Source organism: Segetibacter sp., assembly GCF_025963695.1.
GTDB lineage: Bacteria > Bacteroidota > Bacteroidia > Chitinophagales > Chitinophagaceae > Segetibacter.
This window is the reverse complement of the sequence record NZ_JAOQAH010000031.1, coordinates 45864-64011: the sequence shown is the minus strand read 5'-3', so window position 1 is coordinate 64011 and position 18148 is coordinate 45864. Positions and strand designations below refer to the sequence as shown.

At 39.5% G+C, this 18148-nt stretch carries 16 protein-coding genes; 8 read left to right on the top strand and 8 right to left on the bottom strand.

What is annotated here, in order from left to right; genetic code table 11:
- Window positions 1-9 precede the first annotated feature (9 nt).
- The 4 genes from JWR87_RS04880 to JWR87_RS04865 all read right to left on the bottom strand — a co-directional run bounded on the left by JWR87_RS04880 (window position 10) and on the right by JWR87_RS04865 (window position 5609).
- A complete protein-coding gene (locus JWR87_RS04880) occupies window positions 10-948 on the bottom strand; it encodes an alpha-E domain-containing protein (protein WP_297816257.1) in 939 nt (312 codons plus the stop codon).
- A gap of 357 nt (window positions 949-1305) precedes the next feature.
- Complete coding sequence (locus JWR87_RS04875; protein WP_297816255.1) at window positions 1306-2751, bottom strand: circularly permuted type 2 ATP-grasp protein; 1446 nt, start codon at window positions 2749-2751, stop codon at window positions 1306-1308.
- Between the two features lie 509 nt (window positions 2752-3260).
- Window positions 3261-5126, bottom strand: a complete 1866-nt coding sequence (locus tag JWR87_RS04870; protein WP_297816253.1) for a M1 family metallopeptidase — start codon at window positions 5124-5126, stop codon at window positions 3261-3263.
- Between the two features lie 33 nt (window positions 5127-5159).
- Window positions 5160-5609 (bottom strand): YhcH/YjgK/YiaL family protein, encoded by a 450-nt coding sequence (locus tag JWR87_RS04865; protein ID WP_297816251.1) that lies wholly within the window; start codon window positions 5607-5609, stop codon window positions 5160-5162.
- Between the two features lie 269 nt (window positions 5610-5878).
- Here JWR87_RS04865 and JWR87_RS04860 point away from each other — a divergent pair, with 269 nt between their 5' ends.
- A complete protein-coding gene (locus tag JWR87_RS04860) occupies window positions 5879-6352 on the top strand; it encodes a nucleoside deaminase (RefSeq protein WP_297816249.1) in 474 nt (157 codons plus the stop codon).
- 219 nt (window positions 6353-6571) lie between these two features.
- Entirely contained in the window at window positions 6572-6850 is a 279-nt protein-coding gene (locus JWR87_RS04855) for a SemiSWEET transporter (RefSeq protein ID WP_297816247.1), read from the top strand.
- A 67-nt stretch (window positions 6851-6917) separates the two neighbouring features.
- On the opposite strand, the gene JWR87_RS04850 is transcribed toward JWR87_RS04855, so the two are convergent.
- On the bottom strand, window positions 6918-7727 hold the full coding sequence (locus JWR87_RS04850; RefSeq protein ID WP_297816245.1) for an SDR family oxidoreductase: 810 nt from the start codon (window positions 7725-7727) through the stop codon (window positions 6918-6920).
- 94 nt (window positions 7728-7821) lie between these two features.
- Here JWR87_RS04850 and JWR87_RS04845 point away from each other — a divergent pair, with 94 nt between their 5' ends.
- Window positions 7822-8523 carry a hypothetical protein gene (locus JWR87_RS04845; protein ID WP_297816243.1) on the top strand — a complete coding sequence of 234 codons (702 nt, stop codon included), beginning with the start codon at window positions 7822-7824 and terminating at the stop codon, window positions 8521-8523.
- 10 nt (window positions 8524-8533) lie between these two features.
- On the opposite strand, the gene yiaK is transcribed toward JWR87_RS04845, so the two are convergent.
- Window positions 8534-9565, bottom strand: coding sequence for a 3-dehydro-L-gulonate 2-dehydrogenase (gene yiaK, locus JWR87_RS04840; RefSeq protein WP_297816241.1), 1032 nt, complete (start codon window positions 9563-9565; stop codon window positions 8534-8536).
- A gap of 44 nt (window positions 9566-9609) precedes the next feature.
- Window positions 9610-10338: a copper homeostasis protein CutC gene (locus tag JWR87_RS04835; protein ID WP_297816239.1), complete on the bottom strand. Its 729-nt coding sequence runs from the start codon at window positions 10336-10338 to the stop codon at window positions 9610-9612.
- 247 nt (window positions 10339-10585) lie between these two features.
- On the opposite strand from JWR87_RS04835, the gene JWR87_RS04830 reads away from it, so the two are divergent.
- The 3 genes from JWR87_RS04830 to JWR87_RS04820 all read left to right on the top strand — a co-directional run bounded on the left by JWR87_RS04830 (window position 10586) and on the right by JWR87_RS04820 (window position 14482).
- Entirely contained in the window at window positions 10586-11224 is a 639-nt protein-coding gene (locus JWR87_RS04830) for a VWA domain-containing protein (RefSeq protein WP_297816237.1), read from the top strand.
- Between the two features lie 125 nt (window positions 11225-11349).
- On the top strand, window positions 11350-12756 hold the full coding sequence (locus JWR87_RS04825) for a PP2C family serine/threonine-protein phosphatase (protein ID WP_297816235.1): 1407 nt from the start codon (window positions 11350-11352) through the stop codon (window positions 12754-12756).
- Window positions 12757-12937: 181 nt separating this feature from the next.
- A complete protein-coding gene (locus JWR87_RS04820) occupies window positions 12938-14482 on the top strand; it encodes a kinase (protein ID WP_297816233.1) in 1545 nt (514 codons plus the stop codon).
- A 49-nt stretch (window positions 14483-14531) separates the two neighbouring features.
- Here JWR87_RS04820 and JWR87_RS04815 read toward each other — a convergent pair whose 3' ends face one another.
- Complete coding sequence (locus JWR87_RS04815; protein ID WP_297816231.1) at window positions 14532-16079, bottom strand: ATP-binding protein; 1548 nt, start codon at window positions 16077-16079, stop codon at window positions 14532-14534.
- A gap of 263 nt (window positions 16080-16342) precedes the next feature.
- On the opposite strand from JWR87_RS04815, the gene JWR87_RS04810 reads away from it, so the two are divergent.
- Both JWR87_RS04810 and JWR87_RS04805 read left to right on the top strand, forming a co-directional pair.
- Window positions 16343-17338, top strand: a complete 996-nt coding sequence (locus JWR87_RS04810; protein WP_297816229.1) for a hypothetical protein — start codon at window positions 16343-16345, stop codon at window positions 17336-17338.
- Between the two features lie 11 nt (window positions 17339-17349).
- On the top strand, window positions 17350-18117 hold the full coding sequence (locus JWR87_RS04805; RefSeq protein WP_297816228.1) for a hypothetical protein: 768 nt from the start codon (window positions 17350-17352) through the stop codon (window positions 18115-18117).
- The last annotated feature ends 31 nt before the right edge of the window (window positions 18118-18148 follow it).

The window sequence follows — 18148 nt, the reverse complement described above, 5'->3', positions numbered from 1 at the left end:
TTTTCTATTTTAACTATTTCCAAAATAGTATCGGCTAAAAGCATTTCCGATCTCTATTAAATCCTTTCTTGTTTGGATCAAAAACTGGTTGAGCGATTTTACATTTTCAGCTTCTAAATTGCTGTACTTGACATTATTCAAACTTTTTCCTATCAGAAATTCAAGCTCTTCATAATTCTCCGGCAAGCTTTCCGGTTGCAGCCGTTGAAAATATTTGTTCAACTGCTCCAGGCTGTAAATTACGGAATGTGGGAAAAAAGGGTTATAAATAACCAATTCCAAAACCTGGTCAATTGAAAAGTTCCCTTTGTAAGTTTTCATGTAAATTTCGTAGCCAAAAAGGGAATACAAAAGATATCTTAAACCCCTTGCATCTACCGATTGAAACCCTTCAGGTTCTATTTCATTTATTTTAATCCTCAGAATATCTGTCGTGATTATACCACGTTCAAGAAACTTGCCCAGGTGTAAAAAAGTATAACCTTCATCCCTCGTCATCGTATTTTTAACGGTGCCGGTAAATAATAGTCCGTGTCTTATCAGCAAATCAATTGCTGTTACCGGGTCGCCATATTTTACCTGGTTCTCAATTTCGGGTTCACGTACAAAATGATAATAATTATTCAGGCATTGCCACAATTCTTTCGTTATGTGATCCTGAATGGCACGGGCGTTTTCTCGTGCCTGTGTGATGTTGTTATAGGCAGACGAAGAATTCAACTTATCCAAAACCAGGTATTCAAAAACTTTCGGAGTGTCTTTCTCTATTTTTGCAATTTCTCCTTTATTTAGTCCGCTTCCATAAGTGTTCAATAAAGGCTTCCAGCTAAAATCATTGATCTCATCCTGCGAAGAAATGTAGTTGGTTCGCAAAATCTGAAGCATCCCCTGCGTTCTTTCCATGTATCGCGCCATCCAATAAATAGTATCTGCAACTCTGCTTAGCATATGTTAACCCCAACCCCTAAAGGGGCTTTTAAATTTTATTTAATCATTTTCGAACTACTGCTAATGTATTTTGGTTGCCGACATTTGCATCAATAGCATCTTCGTTGTGTCACTCACTTGTACTGGCAACTGTTTGTGCAGCTTTTTCTTCAGCTCTATTATCTTTCCCGCATCGATGTTTTTTATCAGCCGATGAAAGATGTCTAAGCTGTACAAAGGTGCAACGTAACAACGTTTCCTGGCAGCAATCCTGCTGGCTGGCAAAAAGATCTTGCTCTATTCCGCCCGACACGGCTCATCCGTGTTCCATGTTCCTACAATGTTTCGTGATCCTTCTTCCTCGCTTTAGGGTCGGGGCTAAGTCAGCACCCATGTGTCTTTGCTGCCCCCACCCTGCGACGAATTGACAATGAGAGAACCTTCTCTCAATGCGACCCTTGTTAGTCCGCCCGGAACAATGTCAATTCCATCTGGTCCGCATAAAGCAAAAGGCCGAAGGTCGACCCTCCTTGGTTGCAAAACGCCGTTTATATAGCAAGGTGTTGATGATAAACTAATGATCGGTTGGGCAATATAACTTCTGGGGTCTTCGATAATTGCTTTCTTAAAACTTTCCATTTCCTCCTCTGTTGCACTGTTGCCGATCAGCATTCCATATCCCCCTGATCCGTTGGTCTTTTTTATAACCATCTCGTCCATTTTCTCAAATACCAATTTTCTGTTATCCTCATCGGACAACTGATAAGTTGGAACGTTTTTTAATATTGGCTCCTCGTTCAGGTAGTACCGAATCATCTGAGGCACATAAGTATAGATTGCTTTATCATCGGCCACCCCATTTCCCATTGCGTTTACGATAGCTACATTTCCTTTTCGGTATGCATAATAAATTCCCGGTACACCCAATGCACTATCCGGTCTAAAAACCAGGGGATCTAAAAATTCATCATCCACTCTTCTATAAATGACATCGACCTTTTTTAATCCTTTTGTCGTTTTCATATAAACAAAGTGATTGTCTACGACAAGGTCTCGTCCTTCTACCAGCTCAATACCCATTAATCTTGCCAGTGTGGAATGTTCAAAATAGGCAGAATTATAAATTCCGGGTGTGAGTAAAACAACCGTTGGGTCACTAATCTGGCGGTTGGCAATAGAAAGTAAATTTTTGTATAAAAGGTCAGGATATTCTTTTACAGACCTTACATTGTTTTTTGGGAGCAAGTCAGGAAAAATGCGATAAGTAATACTCCTGTTCTCCAGCATATACGATACGCCTGAGGGTGTTCTTAAATTATCTTCAAGTACATAAAATGAACCATCAGAATCCCGAATCAGATCAACCCCGGCAACATGGGTATAGATATCAAAAGGAACATCTACGTTTACCATTTCCCTTAAAAAGTTCGGGCATGAGTAAATGAGCTGCGCCGGTATTACTCCATCTTTTATAATAAATTGAAGATGATAAATGTCTTTTAGAAAGATGTTTAATGCTTTCAACCGTTGCTTTATTCCTGCCTCAATTAATTTCCATTCTTTGTTTTCTAAGATCCTGGGAATAATATCAAATGGAAAAATTTTTTCAATGCCTTCTCCACTATTATACACTGTAAAAGTAATTCCCTGGCTCATAAATAATTTCTTGGCCAGTTCGTCTTTGTGGTTCATTTCTGTCCCCGAAAGATCTTCAATAGCAGAAACGAAATTTTTATACGAAGATCTGATACCTGAAGAAGCAATCATTTCATCCCAAATATGGGGTTGTTCCTGGTAGGATTCTAAGATCGAGTATTCTTTCATTATAAAAAATCTTTTATGTTTTTATAATCCATTATACTTAAAAGTATGAAATTAAGAAGCAGCAAACCTACCAAAAAATAAGAAGTAATAACAATAAATGCGTAAAAGAGACAGTAATAAATATATTAGTAAAATAAAAATGTTTTATATTTTTGTTTTTCGCTTGCTTTTTTCTCCTATTTTTGCTTCAGCGAACGTATTAAAAGCGTACCTTTTTAATACAGTTACTCTCAAATAAGAAAATATTCTACCTTTTTCATATGGCAAGCAATCGTTAGAGGCCCGCTGTTTCTACAGGGGGCCCTTTTTTTACCTTAATAGTGCGCCAGTAAAATGCCTGTTATTTGTTCCCGAACTTCTTTTTTGGTTGTTAAACCTATCACTCCTACAAATTCCGTAGATATTTTGCATTAAAAGGTTAACGAGGTTATGCTGCTACAGGGTGCGACGCAACAAATAATGAATAGAGAACTGAAGCCGGCTTCCAAAATTTTGTTCCACTATAAAATCTACTTCGCCGTCCAGGTGTTGTCGGCTTTATGTATATCTACCGCGTAGGTGCTGCCTAAAACTATTTTGGTAACGCCCTTGGCTGTTTTAAAAGACACTTTTGTGGTTGTATTACCATCCTGCCAAACTTCAATGCTTTTGTGCTGTTTTATAACTGTATTGTCTTCAAGCGTAACCTGTAAGTCTACGGGTACAGGTTTAGTTCCTTTTAAGGTAATCGTTACTTCATACTTATTTCCTTTCTTTTTTACGTTACTAATGGCCTGGTCGGGCACGCCGTTATCGAAAAACCATCGCTTCCAAAACCAGTTAAGATTTTTGCCGGAGCCGGTGTTCATACAATTAAAAAAATCATATGGCATAGGATGTTTTCCCTGCCATTGATTGATGTAATAATGCAATGCTTTTGTAAACACTTCATCACCTAAATAGTCTTTAATATATAGGTAGCCCAAAGCAGGCTTTACATAAGAGTTTAGAAAAAAAGGTGCACCGCTAAGCTGTGTGGAAAGTGTGGTAACAGGCATGTCGATTTCTTTACCGGCTGCATTTTCGTAAGAAGACAGTCCATAGGTGTCGATAATAGTTGAGTCAATCATGGGCGATATAAGCCATTCTGCCATGGTTGCCCATCCCTCGTCCATCCATCCATACTTTGTTTCATTAATGCCCATATAGAATGGAAACATGGTGTGAAAAATCTCATGATCGGTAAGTGTAATGGCCTCAGCAGCCGTAGAGGTTGGATTGTCATTTACCATCATCGGGTATTCCATTTGGTCTAGTCCATCAAAAACGGTTTCATGAGAGTAGGGGTAGGGCCATTTGGGAAATGAATAGCTCATAGCCTGCAAGGTTGCGAGGTTGTAATTAATAACCTCGTTATAGTCCGTATGCGTTGGATTAAATACTGCATCGGCTCTTGTTCGTCTCCCGGTCGTTGAATCCACTACCAGGCTCGCTGATTTCCATACGTAATGGTCGCTGGTAGCAAACACAAAGTCAGTAACATTTTTTGCTTCAAACACCCAGGTGTTTATGGGTTGGTCAGTGGTAATGTTGCCGGCAGCAAGGTCTTGGGCTGCGATGATATCAATAACGGAGTCTGATAATTCCGCTTGTTTTATCCTATTGCAATATGTGTCCGTAAAAACTTCATTGCAATTTTTTAAGTCGCCTGTAGCCCAAACAACAAAATTTTTCGGGACCGTTACCGTCGCTTTGAAATTGCAGAAGTCGTTGTAGAATTCCTGCGTTCCTACATATTGATTCATGTTCCAGCCATCTATATCGTCGTACACGGCAATGCGTGGAAAAAAGTAAGCCACAAAAGCAGTATTTTTTTCCACTTGCCCTGTACGCATACCTGGGCCACTATTTAGTGAGTAATGAAATTTTATATGGAAAACAATATGCTGTTTTGGGAGCATTGGCGGAATGGCAACCTTCATATTAGTGCCGTTGATAGAGTATGTGAGCACCGGGCTGTTTGCTACACTAATTCCATCTATTATCATCCCTTCACCGATATCTTCTGCAGCCACCGATGTCTCGCGCTCTGCACCTTTCTGAAAGATGTTTGGATATAACTTAAAAACTATCTCAAAAAGAGTATCCGGACTATTGTTGGTATAAGTAATTGTTTCAGCCCCTTTTAGTAGTAATGTTGATGGGTTTAAAATGGCAGCTATCTCATAGTTAGCAGCGTTCTGCCAGTATTTTGGGCCGGGGCGCCCGTCTTGTGTACGAGTGCCACTGGCAAACAGCTTTTGTATGTTATTGGGGGTTGGAAGTGCTTGCTGTGCAACTGAATGGAAGCTTGCTATTAATAAAACGACTATTATACTTATACAAAGTTTACGCATGTAATGCTATCGGAATGTAAGTTTTGAGAAATGTTAGATCTTGATTTTTACGACGACTTTTTTAACCAGCACTGGTTCAAATTCGCGCACTTCGGGTTGATGTAAATCTGTTGGGTAAAAAATGATAAACATGCCTGCTTCAAGTTTTAAATAAGAGACCGCCTCTTTGTAAATCGCCACATCATTTGCTTCATCATAATCTGTAACTGGCTTTTGAGTTGTTAGCGGCGCATAACCAAACATTTCAGTTCCCTTTACTAAATATTGAATATCGATGTGTTTTTTATGTGCTTCTGCCTCACACTCGTGCTTGTCTTTTGTTTCAAATTCATTAACGATTGCAAATATGTTATCACCTTCAATCTCGTGTTTGCCCATCTCCATCGCAGAAAAATCGGTTTCATTCAAATACGTAAAAGCCCTTTTAAATCTTTCATTCAACCCTTCGTATAAATGGGCGTTTTGTATAACATCTGTAATCATTTTGTATTATTAATATTTTGGTTAGTAATTGCCATTTTCGTACCGTCATATTAACTAGTTGTCGGCTATATCTGTCAACTTCTTTAATACCGGCTGTATAACCTTGTTTATTCATTGTTGCGTCGCAATCCTTTCATCCGCATCTCATTGTGCAACTATAGCTCATGCTATGTTTAGCTGCATTTTATTCGTTACCTTATAAAAGTATCGCATCTGCAATAAATGGTGAGGCTAAACTATATTTACATGTGTACCGAAAAGTAAAGTAAATGACAAGAGAAGCGTTTTTTATGCAAAAGGCTATTGAACTTTCTGCCCGCGGAATTGCAGGCAACCAGGGCGGGCCTTTTGGGTGTGTGATAGTGAAAGGCGATACCATTGTTGGCCAGGGAAATAATAGCGTAACTTCTACAAATGACCCAACTGCACATGCAGAAGTGGTAGCTATACGCGATGCTTGCAAAAATCTTCAAACTTTTCAGCTAAGCGATTGTGAAGTGTATACTTCATGCGAGCCTTGCCCCATGTGTATGGGTGCCATTTATTGGGCCCGTCCTAAAAAAGTCTATTTTGCTAACACCCGAACCGACGCTGCTGCCATAGGTTTCGATGATTCTATGATTTACGAAGAGTTGAGTTGCGATCACGCCGCGCGTAAAATACCTATCATTTCAATTGGCCGAAGTGAGGCGTTAAAGGTTTTTGAACAATGGAAAAATAAGGAGGATAAAATCGGGTATTAGCCATATTTTTTATCACAGTTAATTATTCAGCCTCTTCATGTAGAACAAATTCACCACGTGCCGTTTCTTCATTTGCTGATTGCTAAAGAAACTTAATCCCTTTGCTAATAATTATTTTAAAACTGGTACAATTTGCCCCGGCTAATAGCCACAGCAGAAAAGTGGCATTATTTTTCTTAACCAGAAGGTTTGTAAACAATAATTTAAAAACTTATATATATGGATTGGGTATCAGTGGCCGGATTGGTGGCAGCTTTTTGTACCACCGTATCTTTTGTTCCTCAGGCATTAAAAACTATTCGCACTAAAGACACTTCTTCTATTTCTCTAGCCATGTATTCGTTATTCACCTTTGGCACCTTAACCTGGTTTCTTTATGGTGTTTATACCAAAAACTTACCGGTCAGCTTAGCAAATGCAGTAACCTTTTTATTATCAGCAACAATTCTCTTTTATAAAATCAAAAATGGTTCAAAAGATAAAAAGGCAATGTCTTAAGAAATAAAATGCTTTTTTTTGAAAACGTGCATAAGCCGTTCCAGGTTGCGCAAAATCTGTTCGATAATTATCCATTAGAAGCAAACGCGGGATATAGAGTCATACCACCGTCAACAAAAATGGTAGTGCCGACAACATAATCAGACTCGTCACTGGCCAGCCAGACGGCAACCTTACCAATGTCTTCCGGCTTGCCGATTCTCTTGTAGGGTATTAGTGTAAGTAGTTTGTCCAACGCCTCCTGTGTTTCCCAGGCCTCTTTATTAATAGGTGTTTGAATAGCTCCTGGCGCAATGCTGTTTATTCTTATTTTATGCGGAGCAAGTTCTTGTGCCATTGATTTCATCATCAGCATAACACCCCCTTTACTGGCGGCATAATTTGCATGGCCTGCCCATGGTATTACTTCATGCACACTGCTCATGCATATAATTTTTCCTGCTGCAGCACTTCTTTCTGGTACTACTCCTCTTTTTAAAAATTCTTTTACTGCCTCCCTTGCACATAAAAACTGCCCGGTAAGATTTACATCAATTACTCTTTGCCAATCCGCTAGTATCATTTCTGCAAAAGAGGAATCTTTCTGTATTCCTGAATTACTTACTAAAATATCAATAGTTCCATATTCTTTAAACATTGCCTGAAACATTGCCTGAACCTCATCTTCTTTACTTACGTCTGCCCCATATATCATGGCAGTTCCACCGTTTGCTTTTATTTCGGCAACAACTTCTTCTGCCCGTTCGGGGTGGGAAGAGTAATTAATAACAACTTTTGCTCCTTCACTAGCAAGGGCAATAGCAACTGCTTTTCCTATTCCACTACTTGCTCCCGTCACCAAAGCCGTCTGTTCTTTCAGTTTTTTATTGTTATCCATTTATGTATGTATTTTTTAAAGCAGGTAATGGTTTGATGAAAATTATCATATTGCAACTTTTGTTCCTCTGTATAATGTAAGTTTTAGAAAAAGTGTGCTTAAATGTAATGGCGTCCACATGGTGTTACCGGTTGCTTTGGTAAGACAATTCCTATGGCATAAAATTTTAATTGGTGCTGTAATGGAAGAAAAAAATTATACAGGACTAATTCCTCACCAGGAAACGGGGGTAATAATAGATTCTGCAGCTACTGAAGAATTTTCGAGTACTGAAGATGCCAGGGCTTTTTTTGCTACGGTAAAAAGCCGTTTACTTGCTGTTAATGGTTGGCACGATGTAGCTGGAAAGGCTAGTGCAGAATTTCAACTAATTGATAAAAATGGGCACGAAGTAAGCCGCAGCGTAGAAAAAGGTGATTACTTTAAGATTGATGTTCCGGGGCCAGGCAGCAGTGCCGGAGATGGGTATGACTGGGTGCAGGTCGAAGACGTAAAAGAAGTATCTCAAGGTGATGTGGACAGTGTTGGTTTACGCGTAAGGCCTTCAACAAGTCCTCTGAACAACAAAGAGGGTATTGCACACTTTTACTCTGAAGAATCTACAAGTACATTTATCGTAACAAGAGAAAGAAACAAAATTACTGCTACTATTTACGACCGTAACACGAAGCCTAACACCGATACCGGAAAAATTATGGACAAAGTTCGAGACGTGGCTACAGGTATCGGGGCAATTTTTGGTGGTTCAAAACTTCAATGGAAAGGTTTGGCAAAAGGCCTTGTGGAAAAGGAATGACAAATCAGATTTAAAGGCCCATAATTTCGTTCCAAACTTTTAAGTTAACCGGTATTCCTCTTTCAAGATTTTCTTTTCTTGTTTTTACTACTCCTTCACCTGGATAGCGCACTGACTTTCCCGGTAGAGCCGTTGCACTTTTATAATCCTGGATTATTTCCTGCAAAGTTTGGCTGATTGCAGACGTGCTTTGCAGCTTCGATAAATCAATAGCAATAAACACTTGCGAAACATTTGTCTCCGCAGGTAGTTTGCTGATTTCGTTTGTAGCCAAACCACCGGAAAGAATAGCGGCTAAAATGTCTAATAACAACGACAGCCCGGACCCTTTCCAGTAACCCACCGGAAGTAAAAGACTACTGTCCATAATGGCTACGGGATCGGTAGACAAATCGCCACTTTTGTCAAAACCGCCGGCGACCGGTAGTTTTTCGCCTTGCATTTTCATCAATTCTATTTTTCCAAACGAAAATTGTGAAATAGCCATATCAAGAACAATTGCCTCATCCTCGTAAGGAACGGCAAAAATCAGGGGATTGTTTCCAAGACGGTTCTGTTGGGCTCCCCATGCAGGCATATTAGCAATTGTGTTTGTCCAGCAAATAAAAGCGAAACCTTCTTTTGCTGCTTTCCAGCCATAGGTTCCGCCACGCATCCAATGATTTGTGTTGCCTATAGCTACGCAACCAATTCCACTTTTTCGGGCGACTTCCATTACCCTGTCGGTGCAGAATAACGCATTTGTAATTCCCGGCCCCGATTGCCCATCCCATTGTTCTACCGCACCAAGTGTGTTTTTTAAGACCGGTTCAGCCTCTGTAATTACATGCTTGTCTTTTATATATTGAACAAACCTTGGAAACCTGTTTACCCCGTGAGTATACACTCCATCCACACTATTTTCTGTAAAGACTCTTGCGCATGTTGTTGCTTTATCGGCGTTCATTCCGTCTCTAACCAGGATTTTATAAAATTGTCTTTCCATTTCTTCAGGAAAAATGCGTCTCATTTGCGCAGTAGGCTTTGTATTATTTTCACTCATGGGTAAAAGCATTTTATCAACGTAAAGTATATTATCAAGCCAAACTATAAAAAGGCATTAAAAAGCAATTGAACTTCTTCTGCCCAAACAGTGTTTATGCTATAATCCCCTGCTTCGTTTTCAAAATCAGGGTGAATAAAGCGCATATTACTTTTTGTTGTTGAACTTAGGGAAGAATGAAACTCTTTTGCACCGGTTGTCCTCGCTAAAATGGCTATGTTTTCTTTTCTTACACCACTTCCGGGCATAATAACAATTCGGTCTTCAGCTTGCCCGATTAATTGCTGGATAAGATCGGCGCCTTCGGGTGCTGTCGGTTTTTGTCCCGAAGTAAGTATTCGTTTGCATCCAACACTAATAATGTCTTCTAAAGCTTCAAAAGGATTCTTACAACGATCAAATGCGCGGTGAAAAGTAACTTCCATAGGATACGCGAGTTCTACAATCGTTAATATGCGCTCCTTATCAATGCTTCCGTCCGTTGCAAGAAAACCAGTTACGATACCTTCAAAATTTGTTTCGCGGCAAAATATTACATCTTGTTTTATAATCTCAAATTCTTCATCTGTATATGAAAAATCGCCCCCGCGGGGCCGAATAATAGGGAACAACGGAACCGTAAAATCTTTACGACATTTTTTTAAATAGCCAAAAGAAGGAGTGATGCCGCCCTCAGACAGCGCAGCGCAAAGTTCTATCCGGCTTGCACCGCCCGCTACTGCAGCAGCAGTAGAGGCATAATTAGAGGTAGCTATTTCTATTATGTAATTCAATTATCAATTAAGAATTTTTGTGTCAGAATAAATACCCTTAGGGAAATTAAATTTGCATTATTGTATGCTAATTGCAAGAATATATTCAAAAGTACTGATTGGACTTAAAACGGGTGGGGCTTTTAAAATTCTCATAAACCTAATGAACTTATATACCGGGTTCGCCTGCCAATTTATAAAGCCGGAGGCGCAGGATTTGCATGTAGCTTTACCCGGAATTTACTTCACAATTTAAATAATTATAACAATGAGAAGATTACCAGTCTATCTATTATTAGACACTTCAGGTTCAATGACCGGGGAGCCGATTGAAGCAGTAAAAAATGGTGTACAAGTGATGATTAGTTCATTGCGCCAAAATCCCCAGGCTATCGAAACAGCTTTTATCAGCATTATTACATTTGATAGTGTTGCGAAGCAGGTGGTACCGCTTACGGACCTCGCTTCTTTCCAGATGGTAGATATTAAGGCTACAGGTACTACTTGCCTGGGTGATGCTCTAAAGGTTGTTTCAACTTGCATCGACAATGAGGTTGCAAAAACAACTGCGGAGCAAAAAGGTGACTGGAAACCACTAGTCTTTATTATGACAGATGGTATACCAACAGATGATTGGCAAGTGGGGTTGGAGGAATTTAAAAAACGCAAAACAGCTTTTACCGTCGCTTGTGCTGCGGGTAGTGGTGCAGATACTAACCTGCTAAAACAAATTACTGAAAATGTTGTTAGTCTTGATACGGCCGACAGTCAAAGCATAGCAAAGTTCTTCACCTGGGTAACCGCTTCTATTGGTGTTACTTCTACAAAAGTGGAAGATGGAGGCAAAGAAGTTACCGGCCTTGGGGAACTACCTCCGCCACCTTCTGAATTAAATATTGTAACCTAAGTCCGAAAATCAGGGCGAGCGTTTACATTTTGAGTTGTAATGTTTGAGGCTACAGAGGCATCCTGTTAGTGTAACGGCTGAAAGTAAAGTGAGACCACATCGACGTTGTAAGAAAATAAGATAGAATGAATGATGTAAAGCAGTTGGTAATAAAACTTTTTAAAAGTAATCAAATCAATATTCCGGCTAACAGGACTGACTTGCTGGACAAGTTTTTACAGGACGAAAAAAATGCAGCCTCTATTAATATTATTGTCGAAAACCTGAACCAGCTTATGGGTAATTGGAAGTCGGAAGAAAAGATTAATGAGATAATGCAACAACCGGTTCGCGTTTTAAACGCAACGGTAGGTAAGCCTTATGAAACCAGTTTTGACTTTAATAAGTTGAACTGGAAGAACATAGTTGCATTTGAATTTAAAGGACTGGAAGAGGTTGGACTACGGTATGATGAAAAAACAAAACAAATTACCGGCGTACCTACCCAAAGCGGAGATATTAAAATTACGTTCAAATTTAAAGTGGATGGTCAGCCCGAGGAGGCACCTTTCAATGAAAAAATCATCCCTTTCATCATTAACCCCGATCCGAAAAGTCTGTGGAAAAATGTAGAAAGTGATAAGAACGACCCTTATTGGAAGGAGAACGATGTAACCGTGTTTGCTCCTATAGGTGACCGGCATATTCTTGTTTCATCAAAACGTGGACGTTCGCATGCGAATGTTGGTTCTTATAGAGAAGATGATTTTGCTTTTAAAGACCTGGAAAATGGATGGAGCCTTGTAGTTGTTGCAGACGGAGCAGGAAGTGCAAAGCTGTCAAGAAAAGGTTCTGCATTAGCTTGTAATGGGGTGGTAGAATTTTTTGAAGAGAGAGAGTCAGTTGAAAGACTAGTGGAGTTTGATGGCCTGTTGCAACAATACAAAAGCAACACAGGCGAAGACATTCAAAAAAAGCTGAACCATTTTGTGTACAACAACCTTGGAAAAGCAGCTTTCCAGGTACATAAGAAACTGGAGGCTTTTGCCACCGAAAAAAGTATTGCTTTAAAAGACTTAAACAGCACGCTAATATTTATGCTGTTTAAAAAATATGATATTGGCTATGCATTGCTTTCTTTTGGCGTAGGTGACTGCCCGATTGCAGTATTAAATAAGGGTATTACTGAAGTGGTCTTAATGAACTGGCTCGACGTTGGTGAGTTTGGCGGGGGGACAAGGTTCATTACAATGCCTGAAATCTTTAAGAATGAGAAATTCTCAACCAGGTTTGGTTTTAAGCTGGTTGATGACTTCTCTTACCTGATAATGATGTCGGATGGAATTTATGATCCGAAATTTGTAGTGGAAGCAAATTTGCCAAACATAAAAAAGTGGAAAGAATTTTTAGCGGACCTCGGTGGCAAGAATGACGACGGAGTAAAAGTGGAATTAAGGGCAGATAATAAAGAGATAGAGCAGCAGTTTTCGGGATGGATGGATTTTTGGAGTACCGGAAATCATGATGACAGAACGTTGGCGATCGTGTTTTAGAGATTAGAGGTTTAGGGTTTATTGTTTTGGGTTTGAAGCCAATGTTCAATTATTCCATCAAACATTAATCAATAACAATTAGCTATTCACCGGTTCCTTATAGATAAAAAAGTACAAGTGAGTGACACAACGATGTTGAGGAGCGTTATAAGGCTTGTAAACAAAAAATAAAACATTTCGAGTGAGTTACTTAAGCAACTTTTCAAATACTCCCGCTACGAATATAAAATCGGCTGCATCTGTTATCAGTACAGGGAAAACGTACCAGTATGTGGACAACGGCGAGCCAATGCGAGGCGGTATGAAAGATGTTTATTTCGGGCCTGACAAGTCGTACGTTGTTGCATTTTACCGGGATAAGCAGGACTTTAATTCCCGTGAGCGGTTAAAGAAACTGGTGACCCAGTATTACGATAGTTTCTTTAATAGGGAAGGGGGCGACTATTTTAAAGAGCTGTACTGTTGGCCTACTGATATGGTGGAAGTTGACGGTAAAGTAGGGCTTATAGTGCCGGCGTATAACAAGAATTTCTTTTTTAAAAAAGGATATGCAACCAGTGAAGGCATTAAGGGTAAGGAAAAACAGGGCCTTTGGTTTGCCTCTGCGAAGTTTAGGAATAAGCAATTTGCGCTGCGGCTTGATGAAAGTGAGTTAGGAAACTGGTTGAGCTATTTTCAGATATGTGTAAAAATTGCCAGGGGCGTAAAACGTCTGCATTCGGCAGGGCTTGCGCACTCTGACCTGTCGTATAAGAACGTGTTGGTTGACCCGGCAAGTAAGTCTGCCACTATCATAGATATTGACGGACTGGTTGTGCCAGGTTTATATCCGCCGGATGTGATCGGTACCGCTGATTTTATAGCTCCCGAAGTTTTGGCTACCAAACATTTAAATTTAAGAGACCCAAATCGAAAACATGCTAACCGTACAACTGATCTGCATGCACTGGCGGTTATGATTTACATGTACCTCTTGTATCGCCATCCCTTAAAAGGAGGCAAGGTGAATTCGCTGGATACTGAACAGGACGACTTGTTGTCGATGGGAGAAAAGGCACTGTTTATAGAGCATCCTACAGATGCATCTAACAGACCTAAGCTAGACCAGGTATCTAAATCGGCTTTGCCATGGGCCGATGTTAGTAAGCTTCCTTACGCTATTACGGGGCCTTATTTAAAGGCATTGTTTGAGCAGGCTTTTATTACCGGTTTACATCATCCCAACCTTAGACCCAATGCCGACACCTGGGAGCAGGCTTTATTAAAAACCACAGATCTTATGCAGCCTTGCAGCAACGCGCAATGCGATCAGAAGTGGTTTGTTTTTGATAATTCAACCTCGCCAAAATGCCCTTTTTGTGGTACCCATGTTAAAGGCACTTTGCCTGTGCTGGACCTGTATTATCAATTTAAGCCTTCTGTCTGGAAGCCTGAAAACCACCGTTTGATGGTTTACAATAACCAGTACTTATTTCAATGGCATGTGAACCGACACGTTGTTAGAAACGAAAAACTTACAGCAGAACAAAAAGTGCCGGTAGGTTATTTTACTTTTTTTAAGGGGAAGTGGGTGCTGGTAAATCAAAAACTTAAGTCTTTAAAAGACCTTACTGAAGACAAAGAGATCCCAATAAATACGATGGTCGATTTAACAGATGGCAAAAAATTACTGCTATCAAACGAAGAAGGCGGAAGAGTTGTCATGATTACTATCGCCAATAAGTAAGGAACCGAAACACTACTGCAACGGACATGAAGAATGCCGCGTATTTTCATTATTGCTGACTTTTGGGTAAATAAACTTTAAACTCCGCACCCATACCATTTTCGCTTTTTGCAGTTATATAGCCATAATGGTTTTCTACGACTTTACGTGCTATTGAAAGCCCGACACCTGTTCCGGGATATTCTTTTTTAGTATGTAGGCGCCGAAAAATATCGAAGATTTTTTGCGCGTGCTTCTGCTCGAAACCAATTCCATTGTCAGTGATGGCAATAAGGTAGAAGGTCTTATTTTTTTGTTCGTCAGTTAGTTCTAGTTCAATGTCAGCTCCCAAAACTACCTTGCAGTGTATACTAATCTCCGGTGCTACTCCAGGTTGACTGTATTTCAGGGCATTTTCAATTAAGTTCTGAAACAACTGCTGTATTTGCCTGCTATAGCCTTTAATTTTAGGCAACTCATCCACGAGAATTTTTGCTTTTTTATCTTCTATTGCCACATCCAGTTCTTCCAAAACGTTTTTAATTTTTTCATTAAGGTCTATGTCCTCCGGTTCTACTGCCGGACCACTAACATTGGCATATTCAAGCAAATTGTTTATTAATAGCTGAAGGCGCTCGGTTGCCAGTTCTAATTTTTCCCAGACCGGTATTCCTTCTACATTCGCTATAGAACTATAAGTACGTTTAAGTTGATTAATAAAAATATTTATTTTTCGTATAGGCTCTTTTAAATCGTGTGAAGCTGCATAAGTAAATTCTGATAACTGCGCATTCGACCTTTTTAGTTCAGAAACGAGTTTTTCCGTTTTTTCTTCATATTTCTTTTTCTCCGAAATATCTACAAATCTTGATAACACTCCATCTTCCAGCTTTAAAAGAGATACTATAAACCACCCGTATTCTTCCCCCTTTTCGTTTCGGAATGTGGTTTCAAACTGAACCGGAACCCCTGTTTCTACCACCTGCTTATGAAGCATAAACTGCTCCGAATGTTTCAGGTGAGGTAATATTTCAAGTAGGGTTTTTCCTTTGGTGTCAGAAGGTATTCTTCCTAATTGAGCTCCAACCGCGTTGGTATGGGTAATGCTGAAATCTACAATAGCATTGTTTTTATCTCTTATTGATTCAAAAAGAATAATTCCATCTCCGGAAGTATTTATAACACTATCAAATTTTTTGGCTTGCTGTTCAAGCCTTTTTTGCAGCAGGTATTGTTGGGTTATGTCTCGTGTAACCGAAAGCACACCGTTTTTAACTTTACTTCTCGAAACGTTGAAGTACTTGTTAAGGTGCTGATTAAAGTACGTGAATTCCAGAGGCAAGGCGCTTTTGTACACCTCTGCTGATTGTTGGAAGATTAATGTAGTTGAGGCCTCGTCAAGTATAGAGTTGAATAACAAACGTTGCCCTATCAATGCTTCCTTTGTAACGTTTAAAAATTTACAAGCAGCATTATTACAATAGGAAACCTCAAAATCGAGTGAGTTTCCGTCAGCACGTTGATTACCACTGTACACAGCTTCAAACCATACTACTGATTCTGGTTGTGCATCAAATAGTTCCGGAATAAGTAAATCATCATTTTGAGTATATTTCATAGAAAGTGGAAATATTACAGAATTAAAATGCCGGTTAAAAAATTGGTTGAACTTAACATTAGCATTGTTATTATGAAAATTACTATAATTATATTGCTCTTTATAGATTTCAACGATTCACCTTGAGTTATTGATTTTCGGTCCTTTAACTTTGATAAACTTTCTTATTGTATGCTGCCGGCAATAGCGTGTGAACATTCTATAATTGCAGCAAGGACTGAATTTTGATAGATCAATATTACTAAAACAAAAAACGATATAAAATGAGAATAAAACCAGCGGGTATTATTGTAGTTGTTCTAATAATTGCAGCTCTGGCATATTTTGCCCTTAAGCCGAAATTCTCCCAGCTAAGAGAAGAAAACGCTACCGAGCTTTCAACTACACCACCAGGCAACGATAAAGAGGCGGCAAGTACACCTACCGCAACAAGCGAAGCAAAAACCGAATCAAGGGAATTTAATTATACGCCGCAAAAGCCGGAAAATGGAACGATGCGCGGTGTGGTTGAAGTTGGCGCAACAGGGTTCAACTCCTTTGTTATTAATATGGACAACCAAAAGCGATGGGAAATTGTATCCAAAGATTTTGGAGAGTCACTTGCGTATGAAGGTTTGGCTACCACCGAAGACATTAGGGCAGGTTTAAAAAAATACCTCTCTTCAATGTTTGATAAAGGTGTTTCAAAAAATAACATGCACTTTGTTATTTCTTCAGGAGCACAAAAAGAGCCTAAAACAACTACTATCAGTAACGAACTGAAAAAAATGGGTTTTGTAGTAAACAATGTTACTGCTGAGCAAGAAGCAAAGTTGGCCCTTAAAGCTACTGTTCCTCCTTCATTTGCAGATAACTCCTTTATGGTTGACATTGGCTCAGGCAACACCAAAGTTTCGTGGGATGAAAACGGCACGCTGAAATCTCAAGAGCTGCCAGGAGCAAAATATTATGATAAAGGAACTTCTGACGAAGATGTATATAGCCAGGTAAAAAGCCAGGCCAGTAAAATTCCGGAAGGTAAGCGCAACGTAGGTTTTATCATCGGGGGTGTTCCTTTTACCCTGGCTAAACAACATCGCAAGGGTGAAGAAAGATATACAGTGTTACACGCGCCGGCGTCGTATAAAGCAGCCGACAAAAAAATGGCATCAGGATTAAATATCTATAAAGCTATATCTGATGCTACCAAAACCGACACATTCGTTTTTGACTGGGATGCAAACTTTACAATCGGCTTTTTACTAAGCTTGAATAAATAATCTTCTTTGTTATGAGTTTTCTTAAGCAGTTGTTAACCCCTTTTGTAGAATTTGACGAGGAACAGAAAAAGGAGCAGGCAAAAAATAATAAAGCGGGTCCTAATTCTTCTGTAGCACCTACCGTTCCTGCTGCTTCTACGCCTCCGGTTACCCCTGTTAAAGCAGCACCAAACGCAGTAGATCCAAATGCACAACATCCGTTAATTACAAGTACCCCGGCTAATGCAATCAGTGCTAATCAAGTTCCAAGGTATGGTCCCGGCGGCACTATTGCAGGTCCGCTACCAGAACATGCGCAATATTTTGAGAAGTTAATTGATAACGCCAACTTAACTAACCCGGTATTTCAGGGAACAGACTATAAAGAATTTGTGGACAGTAAAGTAGATATTGACGACATACTGGACGAAGCAATTAAATACCGAACCGCTTACAATGTTTTAAAAAGTACCGGCCTTACTAAGGAGAAATTGTTATCTACAGGGCAGGAGTATTTAAATATTATTGGCAGGGACATGAACGCCTTCCAGGGAGCGCATTCACTGAAGTATCAAAAAGAAGTCAGGCAAAAAGAGCAGCAAATTCAAAAGAAAACTGAAGAGTTACAAGCATTAACTCAAAGAATAAATGCACTAAAGACTGAGATCAACCAATTAACACAAGATATCAACCTTACTAAAGAAAGTCTGAATACCATTAAGAATTCTTACTTGCTTGCGGGAGAAAATAAGCAAAAAGAAATCGAGAGTGAATTGCAGAAGATCGGTCAGTATTTTTAATTCTAAAAGATTTGCTTTAAATAAAAACCTT

Excerpts from the sequence above, each read along its gene's own strand:
- JWR87_RS04875 (WP_297816255.1), bottom strand. The coding sequence starts at position 2,751 with ATGAAAGAATACTCGATCTTAGAATCCTACCAGGAACAACCCCATATT.
- JWR87_RS04855 (WP_297816247.1), top strand. The coding sequence starts at position 6,572 with ATGGATTGGGTATCAGTGGCCGGATTGGTGGCAGCTTTTTGTACCACC.
- JWR87_RS04825 (WP_297816235.1), top strand. The coding sequence starts at position 11,350 with ATGAATGATGTAAAGCAGTTGGTAATAAAACTTTTTAAAAGTAATCAA.
- JWR87_RS04805 (WP_297816228.1), top strand. The coding sequence starts at position 17,350 with ATGAGTTTTCTTAAGCAGTTGTTAACCCCTTTTGTAGAATTTGACGAG.
- JWR87_RS04815 (WP_297816231.1), bottom strand. The coding sequence starts at position 16,079 with ATGAAATATACTCAAAATGATGATTTACTTATTCCGGAACTATTTGAT.
- JWR87_RS04865 (WP_297816251.1), bottom strand. The coding sequence starts at position 5,609 with ATGATTACAGATGTTATACAAAACGCCCATTTATACGAAGGGTTGAAT.
- JWR87_RS04880 (WP_297816257.1), bottom strand. The coding sequence starts at position 948 with ATGCTAAGCAGAGTTGCAGATACTATTTATTGGATGGCGCGATACATG.
- JWR87_RS04850 (WP_297816245.1), bottom strand. The coding sequence starts at position 7,727 with ATGGATAACAATAAAAAACTGAAAGAACAGACGGCTTTGGTGACGGGA.
- JWR87_RS04810 (WP_297816229.1), top strand. The coding sequence starts at position 16,343 with ATGAGAATAAAACCAGCGGGTATTATTGTAGTTGTTCTAATAATTGCA.
- JWR87_RS04860 (WP_297816249.1), top strand. The coding sequence starts at position 5,879 with ATGACAAGAGAAGCGTTTTTTATGCAAAAGGCTATTGAACTTTCTGCC.
- JWR87_RS04830 (WP_297816237.1), top strand. The coding sequence starts at position 10,586 with ATGAGAAGATTACCAGTCTATCTATTATTAGACACTTCAGGTTCAATG.
- yiaK (WP_297816241.1), bottom strand. The coding sequence starts at position 9,565 with ATGAGTGAAAATAATACAAAGCCTACTGCGCAAATGAGACGCATTTTT.
- JWR87_RS04870 (WP_297816253.1), bottom strand. The coding sequence starts at position 5,126 with ATGCGTAAACTTTGTATAAGTATAATAGTCGTTTTATTAATAGCAAGC.